Source organism: uncultured Methanobrevibacter sp., assembly GCF_937898925.1.
In the GTDB taxonomy this organism is placed as follows: domain Archaea; phylum Methanobacteriota; class Methanobacteria; order Methanobacteriales; family Methanobacteriaceae; genus Methanobrevibacter.
The window spans coordinates 1-14,130 of record NZ_CALDKF010000079.1 but is presented as its reverse complement, the minus strand read 5'-3'; the positions used below and the strand labels follow the sequence as shown (position 1 = coordinate 14,130).

Genomic DNA, 14,130 nt, shown 5'->3' with positions numbered 1-14,130 from the left:
ATTTATTTCAATTTTTAATGTTTCAATTCAAGCAAGAATTCATTAGCTTCTTCATGTCCAGAATCAATAGAAATTGCTTTTTTCACAAAAGATAAGGCCCCTAACTTATCATCTTGTTCATAAAGTATTTTTCCAATGAGATAATAGGCATCTGCACTATCTTTCTTGATGATAATATTTGTAAGTATCTCTTTAGCAATGCTGTAATTTCCCTTATTGAATTCCTCTAATGCATCATTATAAGCTTCATCTAGTGGATCTGCCTCTTCATTATTATCAGTTTCCACAACTTCTCCTTCAATTGATTCATTAGAATAATCATTTTGAGTATTTCCTTTATCTTTTTGGTTATAGTATGTTTCATTATAGGATATGTTATCTTCCAAATCCTGATTTTCCAATGCAGATAATTCCTCTGGAGATAGCTTATTCATCTCTTCCCACATATAATCCAAAATGAATTCAGTAGCTTTCTTATGCAATGGCTTGTTATCATTTCCACATTTAGGGGAGTAGATACATGAAGGGCAACCGTTTTCACATTCACATGTCTTAAGCAGATTCCTTGTGGAATTGGTTAATTTGCTGAATACATCAATTGCCTTTTCACAAATTCCAATTCCTCCTTCATATGCATCATAAATGAAAATGGAAGCTTCTTGAGTGTCTTCGTGATAATTGGTTGAAAGCCCGCCAATATCAAACCTATCACACATCACATGAAGTGGGAATAATCCTATTAAAGCATGTTCTGCACCGTGAAGACCTCCTGCAAAGACTTCACTTTCATTTTTAAACCTCTCTTCCAATGTCTCCTTGACGCTATCTGGAATTGTAAACCATAATCCTTTAGTCTTGAATTTCAAAGGAGGCAAGTCGAGAATGTATGTTCCTATTGTCTTTGAAAACTCCATTCTTTTGTATTTGTAATAGTCTTCCTCTACTTCAAGCTCTCCATAATGAACTGTAAAGTCTCCGATTTTAACTTTTTTGATCTTCTTAATGATTTTTGTTTCTGTTCTCTTAAGTGCAATTGTATGAGCATTCACATCCCTTTTAATCACATCTATAATGTGGGTGTTGAAGTCGACATCAGTTACAATGTAAGTTTGACCCTTGTTGATTAAAATAGCTCCTTCATGAGCTTCCCTATACATTTGAGACCTTTCTATCTTTTCAATCAATTGATTGCCATTCATTACATTGAATATTTCATTTGAAATCTGATCAAGTGAAAATTCAAATGCTGGATTATCATCATATGGATAAATGTAAAGCCCTGCGCTCTTTCTCAAGTCCCTGTTCTGAACGATATTGTTTATGAATTCCTCATCTACACCAAATACCTCTTCTATCTCTTCAGGTGCAATAGGCAATTCATTTGCAGCGCAGATGATATGATTGTTCAATAATTTCTCATTATTCAAGTCGATTACAACATTTTCATGAGGCTTGTCAAAGAAGAATTCTGGGTTTTTCATAAAGTACTGGTCTAATTGGTTTTCAAAAGCAACTAAAATAACAAGGGATTTCTGATTTCCTCTACCTGATCTTCCTCCTTGTTGCCAGGTTGAAATCATTGAGCCTGGGAACCCTGAAATGATTACAGCATCCAAACTGCCTACATCAATACCTAATTCAAGCGCATTTGTAGAAGTGACTCCCAAGTATTTTCTTGATTTAAGGCCGTCTTCTATTTCTCTTCTATCTTCAGCCAAATAACCTGCCCTATAAGCTGAAATCCTATCCACATACCTCTTTTTAGTATGCTCCATATCCCTTTTTGTCCATAATGCAATCAATTCTGCAATCTTTCTGCTTGATGTGAAGCATAATGTTTGTATGTCTTTAAGTAGCAAATAAAGGAAAATCCTTTCAGTTTCCTGGTGAATAGATAGATTTTCATCATCAGAATGAACTGGCAATTTCTTATATGGGTTATATAGGATAAAGTCCTTTTCACCGCTTGGAGAGCTATCCTCATCAATCAATTCAAATTCCTCTCCAGTTAGCTTTTCTGCAAGTTCCAAAGGATTTGCAAGTGTTGCTGAAGACAATATGAATTTAGGATTGGAACCATAGAAATTAGCGATTCTCTTCAACCTTCTGATTAGGAATGCAACGTTTGAACCGAATATTCCTTTATAATAATGAGCTTCATCAATAACAATATACTTTAAATTTGAATAGAAGCGTTCCCATTGGTGATGCCATTGCAAGATCAAATGGATTTGGTATGGATTTGTAAGGATAACCCTTGATTCCTGTCTTATCTTATACCTTTTAGCCTTTGGAGTGTCTCCATCGTAAGGATTTGGATTAATGTCAAGGTCTAGTTTCTCATCAAATTTCCTTAAAACCTTCAATTGATCATAAGACAATGCCTTTGCAGGATAAATGTATAATGCACAAGCATCATTATCCTTAATGAGCTCTTCCAATACAGGCAAGTTAAAGGATAATGTCTTTCCGCTTGCAGTTGGTGTTGTAATGATTATGTTCTTGTCTTCTCTGGACTTTTCAATAGCTAAAGCTTGGTGTTTGTATAGCTTTATTTCCTTTTCATCAAGGTAGTCCAATATCTTTTTCTCTAATTTGTCTACCTTTTTATAGCTAGCTTCTTTTGCTGGAATGGTCTCGACATGCTCGATTTTTTTCCTAAAACGAATATCGTTTTTGAACTTGTCGATGTTCTCCATCTCATCTTTGTCTTTAGCTACATTTGTCATGATAATCATTAAATAATTAAGTAATTAAAGAGTAATAAATTTTATAATATATATTTGTAAAGCGAATTTAATAAAACTTATCATATATTTCTTTTTGAATTAAATAAAACTTTTCCTATTAGTTTTCATTTGCTCTATGTTTATTTACTTAAATACAAAAATTAAAATATTTCATAAATTAATATAAGTATAGATATGACTATGGATATGGATATAGATTAGAACTATATATAAAGATTTTAATAAAATGTAAGAGGGGTAAATTTGATAGATTATAAAGAGTTTGAAGAAATCGTTGTAAATGTTTTAGAAAGGGATATTTCTTCAAATGAAGACCAAAAATTAGCTATTTCATCACCTAAAGATCAATCATTATTCATTGTTGCAGGACCCGGATCAGGTAAAACAACAGTGATGGTGCTAAAGATATTGAAGTTTATTTTTGTAGATGATGTTTCACCTAATGAGATAATGGCAACCACTTTCACAAGAAAGGCTGCAAGTGAACTCTTATCACGTATTCTTAGCTGGGGAGACAAGATAAAGTCTAAGCTCATTGCCAATTATATGGATAAGATGTTCAGCGGTGAAATCACTGATGATTCCATAATAAAGGAAATCAATAGAATTGATTTCAATCAAATCAATATAGGGACAATAGACAGTATCGCAGATGAATTATTGCGTATTCATCGTCAAGCGGGAACAAGCCAACCTATTTTAATAGAGGATTTTGTTGCTAATTCCGTTATGATAAATGAATGCCTTTTAAAGGAAGACAGATATAAACATGACTCATTGCAGGAGTATTTGGCAGAGATAACAGGTAAGCAATCCAATACAGAACAAAAGCCAAAAGTAAAGAATCTGACAATGATGGCAAGCATATTGATTGAAATCAAGGAACACATCTACTACAATATGGTGGATATCAATAAAATCTTAAGCAATATTCAAGCTACAGAATTAGGTAAGCAATTGGCCTTAAAGTTAATTTTAGAATATGCAGAAATACTTAAAAGCCAAAATATCTATGATTTTGCAATGCTTGAAACTGAATTCTTAAGAAGATTGAATTCAGATAGCTTGAATGTGTTCTTGAATGACATTAAGATCATTTTAGTGGACGAATATCAGGATACAAACCTATTGCAAGAGAGCATTTACTTTAAAATCGCTGAATCTGCCATTGAAAATGGTGGAAACATAACAGTAGTAGGTGATGATGACCAATCTTTATACAGGTTTAGAGGAGCTAGTGTAGATCTATTCACTAATTTCATTGAAAGAATCGCTACAATTGGAATTGAAGCAAAGGAAGTTAACCTAAAAACCAATTACAGATCCACTGAAAACATCATTGACTTATGCAATGACTTTGTTGAATTGGATGATGAATACCAATCTGCACGTGTTAAGGAAAAGCCAAAGATTGAAGTTCCAAGCTTTAATGAGGATGATACAAATCAAGTGCCTATTTTAGGAATGTTCAGAAACAATGAACAGCTTCTTGCAACTGATTTGGCCAAATTCATTGATGAATTGAATAGGAATGGAATAGTTAAACGTAAGATTAAAAGGGTTTTAACTAAAGAGGATAATAAAAAGTTTAATTCAGACAATAAGACAACCTTAATCAATTATAGGGATAAAGGATTTGACTTGGCAGAAGGGGAAGATGAGATAGTGATAGAGCTTGGAGATGATGGTTCTGCTGAAGACATTGCATTCTTAACTTTCTCCCCTAAGGAGTTAACTGCTACTGGAAGCCGTACATTTAATTTTACATTAAAAAAGCAATTGGGAAGATTAAGGCATCCTATTGAAGTGTTTAACCCAAGAGGCCAAGACTTACAGAATATTGATTGTGTAGCTGTCTTTTGCGGATTGATGTTGGAATGCATAGATCCTAATTCAAAATACCAAAGGACTAATGATAAATTGCCTAATTCTGCAAGCTTGAATATGAAAGCTTGGCGTAGAAAGGCTATTTCCTATATGAATGATGTCAATCCAGAGCCACATTCACCTGTTTCATTGGAGAAATTCGTAACTCATTGGCAAATAAGGCATCCATTCTCATCTGATGAGTCAAGTGACATGAAATGGCCTACAAAGGCTAATCTGATGGAATTGGCATATAAATTGGTCAGTTGGATACCTGAATTCCAGGAAGATGATGAAGGTGTAGTTTATCTTAAGGCAATTACACAAACAATTACACAAACAAGTTTCTTCAATAAGTATTCCGCTAACATAGATTTCTCTTCACCTGAAGCAGAAAAGGAATCAATCAACGAGGCATTATTAAACATTTTCGTGCCAATAGCTAGTGGTGGGGTACAGATTGATGAGAATCTCTTTGAGGTCATCCCTTCAAATAGATTCAATATCATGTCTATACATCAGGCAAAGGGATTGGAGTTCCCTCTTGTCATTGTTGATGTGGGATCAAGATTTAAGAAGAACCTGGCAAAAGACGCTAATTTAAGATTCCCTAAGAATGCAGATTCTTCTTCCATTATTCAGGACAGGATTAGAAAATACAGTTCTTTGTACAGTAAGGATAGGGATTCTAAAGACATGGCATTTGATGATTTGACAAGATTGTATTTTGTTGCATTCTCAAGAGCTAAAGATGTTTTGCTATTAGTTGGATTAAATCCAAACATTGATGGATATAAACAAAATGAAAAACAAATGAAAATACCTAATGTTGCATTAGGTTGGAATAGGGATGAAGAATTTATAGGTTTTGACAATATATTTTTAATTTAATTAATCGTTCTTTTAAGTAAATTATATGAAACTTTATATGAAATTATTTGATATTTATTAAAAAAGCATTATAGATGAAATAAAATATTTAAATTTATTAGATTGGTGTAAAAATGAAATTATCAACTAGATCTAGGGAATATATCATACCGGAATATAGCTTAACTGGTGATTTATTATCATTTTTAACTTGCAATTTACAATATCGTTACCAAAACAAGGGAAATCTACCTCCTTCAATGCCTGTCCAATTGTGGTTTGGTGAATTCATTCATGGTGCATTGGAAGAGGCATTTCTAAAATGGAAAAAGTATTCAAATACAGATCAATTAGCATTTCCTTGGGACTGGGAAGAGGAAATAAAGCCAATTGAGGACCTAATTACTGGCAGATTAAAGGTTAAAGGATTAAATCCACCATATGAATATGTAAACAATTATGGTCCAAAAGATAATATATACAGTGCAAGATTAGAGCGTTCCATTAACCTCTGGGGACCTCATCTATTCCCTTTGATTGAAGATACAGAAGTACTGATAAAAGGATTAAGGCCTATGAATGATGAAAATGGCCGGTCTGATTACTATTCAATAAATGGTGTTGTTGATGTATTAAGTTCAAAAATGGTTGATAAGTTTTATCAAAAGACCAATAATAATCCATTTCAACAGACTTTAGATGATTATTTCAATCTTTCTCAAACTAACAGCATTATAAGTTACTTGTACAATAATGATGAGTTCAAGAAACTATTGGATGATGAATTGAATGAATATGAAATAATCATTGATTATAAGGGTATGAGAAGGCCAAGTGCGCCATCAAAAGAAGAATTAATGGAAATCCAATCATTAATGGAAAGTGGAGCGCTTTTTGATTCAGAGGAATATGAAAAGTATAAGGTATGGATTCAGCATGAATGGCAGATTTTAACTTATGCTTGGCTTAGGAAAAATCAGGAAAACTCCGATAAGCCAATTGTAGGGATTATTTTTTACTTGAATGAATTGGTTCCATCAAATGATGACTTAAAGGCAATAAAAGAGGACTTATTGAATGATCAAACTGATATCTCCTTAAATCAAATTCTTGTTGATGATTGGGAAAGATTAAGAAATTGGAATGAAGATTCAGAAATAGCTATTCATAGAGACTTGTCAGATAAGTTTAAGATGGACAGATCCATTAGAATAATCAATGTAGAAGAGGAATTGATAGATAATTCCCTATATCAATTCGATAATGTTGTAAATGATATAGAATCATCTTTAATTAAGGAAATGAATGGATGCAAAATCAAGGATGCTTGGAAAGCTGAAGCAGAGGATAGGACATGCAGTGCATGTGACTTTAGAACATTCTGCAATAAGAAAAAAGGTCAAGAATCAGAAAATAAGCAAGTGTTTACAATTCCTTAAAATAATAAAATAACTGTTTTTAATGAGTAAAAATTTAAAAATAGTAAAAATAGAAAAGAAGTTTTAGTTATGGATTTCATAACTAAATTATTTAAATTATATATTTTCAAATGCTTCTAATAATGGTTTAAGACTATCGCAAGGTAAACCTATGATGATTTCCTCATCTTCGATTCCTGCATAACCTCTTGAACCGTTACATGCTAAAGTAGTATTAACCTTATTGGTTACATAAGGGCCACTTACAGCATCTGCACATAATGATTGAATTCCTGCACAGCTGGATTCAACTTTACCACCATTATTGTAAACAATTCCTTGTGCAATGTACATACCAAATTTAGGAAGTGTGATTACAACAACAACATCAGGGATAAAATCAGCTTTTTCTAAAGGTGCATAGATGATTCCTAAGCTTAATTCATCTTTTCTTGGAATGTTGTCTATAACAGATTTAGCGGTTTCAACACTATCGAATCTTCCTAACTTATAATAGAATTCTCCAGAAGCAATTTTAGGTGGAAGCGGTTCTAATCCCATAGCACTTGATCCACCTTTACATTTTTGTTCTTCTGCAGTTGCATAGAATACAGCTCCATCAGCTGCTTTGGTAATCATTTCACAGTGCCTAAGGTTTTCTTCTATTTTTTCAACACCTTCTGGAATTTCACTTTCATCTTTGAAAAACTTGATGGCTACTGGAAGTCTAGTTAAGTTAAGTTTCTCTTTTAAAACTTCTGCAGTTTTTTCATTATCTTCCTTTTTATAATCCATATTATCACCGATTAATTATTCATAATGAATTTAATTAATTATTTCTAAATTATAATATATTAAAGTTATGAATTATTATTCATTATGAATTTGTTTTATAGATTTTTTAATTATCTTTTGAAAATTTTTGTATTTTTTTATATAATTTTTATTTAAATTCTACAATAAGTTTATATGATTTAAAAGTTAAAATTATATTTGTTTATAGTTTTAATAAACAAGAATATTTATTAAATTAATTTATTGATAATTTGGGCTTAAATTAATTTTTATTGTATTTATTTTATTTATTTAATTTAGGGAAGCAATATAATGAGTGAATTAAAGATTATTTCATGGAATGTAAACGGTATTAGGACTCGTATAAAAAATAAGGATGTTAATCCAGTTTTAGAAAAAGAAGCTGATATCATATTATTCCAAGAAACAAAAACAGCCTATGAAAAGATGGATAAGAAATTTTTGGATAAATGCGGTTATGAATCTTATTTCTTAAAAGGAGAAAGTGCTAGAACCGGCGGATTAGCTACATTTACTAAAGAAAAACCTTGTATAGTAAGAAGATTCTTCAAGGAATCTGCTGATGCATTGGGTAGAGCATCTATCTTAAATTATGAAAATTTCACTTTAATTCATGTTTATGCTCCTGTAGGAACTGGAACTAAAGCTAAATTAAATGAAAAGCTTGATTACCTTAATAACCTATTATCTTTTGCAGATTTGGCTAAGGATAAGGATGTAATCATTGCTGGTGACTTTAATATTGCTCATAAGGAAGCGGATATTTCCGATTTAGATACTAAAGTCACATTCACTGAAGAAGAAAGAGAAGTTTTAGATAAGTTAGAGTCCTTAGGTTTTGTAGATGCTTTCAGATTATCCAACAAGGAAGAGAAGCAATTCACTTCCTGGAAAAATCAAGAAGCTCGTGAAATGAATGAAGGTGCACGTTTAGATTATTTCTTTGTTTCTAAATCATTAGCAGACAAGGTTAAATCATGCACAATTTTAGATGAAATTGATAGTTCTAAACATGCTCCAATTGAGTTGATTTTAGATCTTTAATTTTATTTTAATTTTTAATTTACTCTTTTATTTTATCTTTCATTCTTTCAATTTTTCTTTTTTTAATTCATTATTCTTTTTATTGTTCTTATTTTTTTACAATATTTATTTTCTGCTGTTTTAATTTTCGATTTGTTTAATTTATTTAAGTTTATTTCAAAATATACTAACTTTTATTAATTAGAATATACATAGATAATTACATATAATAGATTACTATCTATAATTTACTAATATTATATAAAAAAATATATGTGAAACCATGAAAGCGGCTGTTATAGGTTTAGGTGTAGAAGGCAAAAAGGCATTAAACTCCTTATTGAAACATGATTGGGAAGTCTATGCTACAGATTTGAATGTGAACATTAGTCTGGATGATTTGCCTATATCCCTTGCTGGTGTTGACATATCTCCTCAAAAGGATAAGATTAGCTTCATTAAAGATAATTTATCCATTGATTTGGGATTCAACAATCAGGAAGAAATAGACCAATGTGATGCAGTTGTTTTAAGCCCAAGCATATGGGGAAGCAAGATATCAGAACATTACAAAAACTCCCATAAATTGCTTTGTGACGTTAAGACAAAACACAAAGACCTTTTCAGCATTGGTGTAACAGGAACCAATGGAAAGACCACTACAGTAACCATGATTAAGGAAATCCTTGAAAATGCAGGGAAAAAAGTCTTGGTTGGAGGAAATGCAGGTGGTGGATTTGAAGGTTACTATGACCTCATCTTAGAAGCAGAGAATGGAGATTATGATGTCTTGCTTGTTGAAGTCTGCGATATGACAGTTGGTTTCTGCAGCTATTGTTTCGACTTTGACTTGATTGCTCTTACAAATATGGGCAATGATCATATGAATGTTCATGGTTCAATGGAAGGATATAGAGAGTCACTTAAAGGATTTTTCAAAGGTAAAACCATCTTTATTAATCAAAATCAGGAATATGGTGAAGAATTTAAGGAAGTGGCTGAATCAACAATTTTATGTCATGAAACAGACTATGATTTAAACTTATTCGGAAAGTTTAACAAATTGAATGCAGGTCTTAGTGAAGCCATAGCAAATTATATTGACAAAAACGTTTTTGAAATTGATAAGAGCATAATCAAGGATAGCTTGGAGAATTTCAAGCCTGTAAAAGGCCGTTTAGAAGTATTAAAATTAAATGATTGCGAGATATACATTGGAAAATCTGACAATTCCGATGCTATTAAGCCAATATTGGAGGAAGTGGATTTCTCAGCTATCTTTGTAGGAACTCCAAGACATAATGAAAATCACAGATTTGACATACTGAATGAAGTAGTAAATGCCAACCCAGAAGCTATAATTCTCTTTCCGGGATTGGAGGATACATTAGATCAAGCTAAATATAGATTAAATTCTCTTGATTATAAGGGAAGAATTGAAATAGCTAATAATCTTGATGAAATAATTGCATTCGTTGCAGAGTTTTCACATGAAAAGGCTATTTTGATTGGAGGAAATGGACAGGAAAACATAATAAAAATACAGGACAGATTAAAGCAAATTTGTGATTCCTGTAATTCTAGGGAAAATAAGTTAATGTTTGAATAAAGAAGAGATTCTAAAAAACAATAATCAATCAAAAATCATAATCATTTATAATTAATTTAAGATTTAAATAAAGGAAGTGTAAGTATTAGCTCAAGAAGTTTAGCACAAAGAAATTCATTTAAAATATTTGTTGCATTGCTTGCAATAATTATTGTTCTAATACCTGTCTCACTTGCAACTACAACCACTCATCATCAGAATATGAGTGAAATAGCAAAATATGATAACGGTAGCACTGTATTTGCAGGAGATAACGTAATAGATAAAAACAAGATAAACAAATATCCTATCGTTTCCAATTTAGGTGCTTTATTTACCCAAATAGGAGATGGGGAAATTGCAGATGCCTTTTTCTCAATTGCCACAGGGGCAGTTCCAACACCATCATCTGAATTGCTTTTTGGAAATGTAAGTTCAGATGGTATAGTGGATGAGTTTGAAGGACCTGGATATGTGGTTGTAGATAACGACAAGATTACTGTAAATCCTCCTGGAGACTTTGTTTGGGGATATAACAGCCCATATATACAAGCAAAAATTGTTCCAAGTGGTATAGACATCATAAACAATAAAACCAATGAAACTATAGGTCATATCGACCCTAAAACCATGACTAATGACACAATCCCTGGGGATAGGGTAAATGTGGAAACCTTAAAGTATTGGTACAATCATTACGGTCAAGGTTCCAAATACAATTTAGATTTCTGTATCAATGGAATTAATGATAACAGGTCTTATATCACTCCAGATATGTTAAGGGAAAAGTTCCCTGAAGCTTATGAATACTCTGTCAAGTATCCTGGAGGTTCTCCAGTAGTTGTTTATGGTGAAAACTATACTGAAACCAAAGTGGCAAGCACATACACTTATTTGGATTCTCACCCACAATACAATGATGCAAACAGGGAATTCAATGCAAAACAATTTGTAAAAGCATGGAACGGAACCATTATCCCATCAAATGCATATGGATGTGGAAGAGAAGGTGTTGGATTCAGTTCAGTACCGGAAAGTGAAGCTGAATCAGGAATGGCTACTCATGGAGTATGTCCTCCAGCAAGATCATTGAGAAATGCTGTTTTATCTTTAGGTTTCAGCTTGCCAATTGGTATGGATTCAGGACGTGATGCAGTGCTTTACGGTTTCAGTCCTTCAACTGGAATCAAGATCAATAACACATTATCTTATCCAATTAAAATCAAAATGTGGACTGAAGGTTCCGGTGCTGGAATGAGAATCTATACTGACGTTTATGAAATGATTCCTAATAGTTATATTGCAAATCAAACTAATAGCACAAATTCTAGTAACAGCACAAACAATTAAAATTTATTGATTAATTTTTTATTAAATTAAATTAAATTCATGAAATGAAAATTATTAATTAAGGTAATATTATGCTTACAGTCTCAGCAGTAATAACTGCAGCTGGAAAAAATTCTAGAATGAGAAAAGATCAGGAAAACTTGAATATTCCCCTACAAAATAAACTTACACTTCCATTAAAAAACGGGAAATATTCAAGTACAATCATTGAAACTACAATTCATAATGTATTGAATACTGAAAATATCGATGAATGTATCGTAGTTCTTGGTCATTACTGTGACGAAATATTGCCTTTCATTAATAATATTAATGATGATAGATTGAAAGTTATTAAAAATGATCCAATAATGGTAGGTCTTTCTGTTTCTTTATTAAATGGTCTTCAAAATATTAATTCAGACATTGCTTTATGTGTAACTGGGGACCAGCCTACAGTCAGTACGGAAACTTTTAATAATATTTTAAACACTCTTTTTAACTCAGACAATCCTAGAAAGACCATTTCCATTCTTAGAAGGCGAAAGACAGGAAAATTAGATACAGCTGAAGGATTAGGAATGCCTTTTGCTGCCGATAGAATGGAACTCATAAAATATCTAAAGGATAAAGATGATAATTTGAATCCTATTTTAAGAGAGATATTTGCTGATGGATTTGATTTTTATGGAGTTAAGGAGAATCATCCAAATGAATTAATTAACATTAATCATTACAGTGAATACGAAAGTATTTTATAAAATTTTATACTTATTATATAATATACATTAAGGTGAAAATATGTCTTTTGAAAAAGAAATTAAATTAGTTGAAGAACTCTGTATGACTCCAGGTATTTCTGGACATGAAGAAAAGATTGCAGAGATTATTAAAAGAGAATTAAAAGATGTAGCTGATGATATTGAAACAGATTTAATGGGTAATGTAATAGCTACTAAAAAAGGTTCTTCCAAAAAAGGACCTAAAGTAATGCTTGCAGCTCATATGGATGAAATTGGTTTAATGGTAAGGTATATTGATGATAACGGTTACATAAAATTCTCAACAATTGGTGGTATAAATGACCAAATGCTAATGAATCAAACTGTAACAATCCACTCTAAAAATGGTGATTTTACTGGTGTAATCGGTTCAAAACCACCTCACGTCACTAAACCAGAAGAACGTAAGAAAGTTGTTCCTTGCGATGAAATGTTCATTGATATCGGTGCAAAGGATAAGGAACAGGCTGAAGAAATGGTTTCCATTGGAGATGCAATTACATTCAAATCCTGGTTTGAAGCATTCCCTAATGACTTGGTGATGTGTAAAGCATTGGATAACCGTCTCGGATGTTATGTAATGATGGAAGTTTTAAAAAGAGTAGACTCCAAAGCAACCGTTTATGGTGTTGGAACAACCCAAGAAGAAGTGGGATTGAAAGGAGCTAAAGTAACTTCCTATAAGATAAACCCTGATATGGCATTTGCACTTGATGTAACCTTATCCGGTGACCACCCTGGAATCAAGCCTGAAGAAGCTCCTGTAGTCATTGGAAAAGGACCAGCTGTAATTATGATCGATGCAAGCGGAAGAGGAATCATCACTCCTAAAATCATTAAAGACCTTTTGATTGGAACTGGAGAAAAAGAAGATATTCCATTCCAACTTGAAGTAAGTGATGGTGGTACTACTGACGGTTCAGCTATTCACCTTACAAGAGAAGGTATTCCAACTGGTGTATTGTCTGTTCCAACAAGATACATCCACACAACTGTTAGTGTAGCAAGCATGGAAGACGTTGAAAACACTATCAAATTGATTGTAGCTGCTATAAACAGTTTAGAATAGATCAGATTTTTTAAAATTAAATCTTTAGAATAATTAAATTTCCAAATTTTAATTATTTTATCTTTTTTTTATTGTTTTCTTATTTTATTTTTTTATTTTTAATAATTCATGATTTTAATAAACAAGCAATTTTTTATAATTTAATTGATACTATGCATATTAAAAAATGTGAAGATGAGGATATAGCTTTAACTGCTGAATTCTATGATGATATTGTACAGTACTTAGATAATCATATAAATTATCCTCGATGGATTTATAAGGTTTATCCTTCTGAAGATAGTGTAAAGGCTATGGTGGAAGAGGAATCACAATATATTTGCATTTTAAATGGAAAGATTTGAATACATACATAAAAAGTCTTGTGTCTAGAGGAATCAATATGCCAGATGCTATAAGTGAACCAATGGGATGTTATTGTTTAGATCTAATGTGGAACAAAGAATCTGGTGGAGATGCACTATCGAAAGATGGTAGAAAAATTGAATTTAAAGCGTCAAGTAATTTTGAAGGGGATTTAAGTAGTTTTGGACCTTCATGTGAATTTGATGATTTAGTATTTCTAAGATTTAACCTTGATACAAATATGTTATACATATATGATACAGGCGTTAATTCT

The 14,130-nt window shown here is 31.9% G+C and carries 11 protein-coding genes; 9 read left to right on the top strand and 2 right to left on the bottom strand.

Annotated elements, in window-relative coordinates; genetic code table 11:
- Window positions 1–14 precede the first annotated feature (14 nt).
- Window positions 15–2,729 (bottom strand): DEAD/DEAH box helicase, encoded by a 2,715-nt coding sequence (locus Q0409_RS06330; RefSeq protein WP_298536190.1) that lies wholly within the window; start codon window positions 2,727–2,729, stop codon window positions 15–17.
- Window positions 2,730–2,993: 264 nt separating this feature from the next.
- Between Q0409_RS06330 and Q0409_RS06325 the strand changes: the two genes are divergently transcribed.
- Window positions 2,994–5,507, top strand: coding sequence for a DEAD/DEAH box helicase (locus tag Q0409_RS06325; protein WP_298536188.1), 2,514 nt, complete (start codon window positions 2,994–2,996; stop codon window positions 5,505–5,507).
- Between the two features lie 113 nt (window positions 5,508–5,620).
- A complete protein-coding gene (locus Q0409_RS06320; protein ID WP_298536186.1) occupies window positions 5,621–6,925 on the top strand; it encodes a hypothetical protein in 1,305 nt (434 codons plus the stop codon).
- 96 nt (window positions 6,926–7,021) lie between these two features.
- Here Q0409_RS06320 and Q0409_RS06315 read toward each other — a convergent pair whose 3' ends face one another.
- Window positions 7,022–7,699, bottom strand: a complete 678-nt coding sequence (locus Q0409_RS06315) for a DUF169 domain-containing protein (RefSeq protein ID WP_298536184.1) — start codon at window positions 7,697–7,699, stop codon at window positions 7,022–7,024.
- A gap of 312 nt (window positions 7,700–8,011) precedes the next feature.
- Between Q0409_RS06315 and Q0409_RS06310 the strand changes: the two genes are divergently transcribed.
- From Q0409_RS06310 to Q0409_RS06280, 7 genes are all read left to right on the top strand, one after another.
- Window positions 8,012–8,764: an exodeoxyribonuclease III gene (locus tag Q0409_RS06310; protein ID WP_298536182.1), complete on the top strand. Its 753-nt coding sequence runs from the start codon at window positions 8,012–8,014 to the stop codon at window positions 8,762–8,764.
- A gap of 262 nt (window positions 8,765–9,026) precedes the next feature.
- Complete coding sequence (locus Q0409_RS06305) at window positions 9,027–10,352, top strand: Mur ligase family protein (protein WP_298536180.1); 1,326 nt, start codon at window positions 9,027–9,029, stop codon at window positions 10,350–10,352.
- 135 nt (window positions 10,353–10,487) lie between these two features.
- Window positions 10,488–11,681, top strand: a complete 1,194-nt coding sequence (locus Q0409_RS06300; protein WP_298536178.1) for a hypothetical protein — start codon at window positions 10,488–10,490, stop codon at window positions 11,679–11,681.
- 71 nt (window positions 11,682–11,752) lie between these two features.
- On the top strand, window positions 11,753–12,421 hold the full coding sequence (locus tag Q0409_RS06295) for an NTP transferase domain-containing protein (RefSeq protein WP_298536176.1): 669 nt from the start codon (window positions 11,753–11,755) through the stop codon (window positions 12,419–12,421).
- Between the two features lie 40 nt (window positions 12,422–12,461).
- A complete protein-coding gene (locus Q0409_RS06290; protein WP_298536174.1) occupies window positions 12,462–13,511 on the top strand; it encodes a M42 family metallopeptidase in 1,050 nt (349 codons plus the stop codon).
- 152 nt (window positions 13,512–13,663) lie between these two features.
- Entirely contained in the window at window positions 13,664–13,855 is a 192-nt protein-coding gene (locus tag Q0409_RS06285; RefSeq protein WP_298536171.1) for a hypothetical protein, read from the top strand.
- 38 nt (window positions 13,856–13,893) lie between these two features.
- On the top strand, window positions 13,894–14,130 hold a 237-nt coding region (locus tag Q0409_RS06280), incomplete at its 3' end, for a hypothetical protein (protein WP_298536169.1).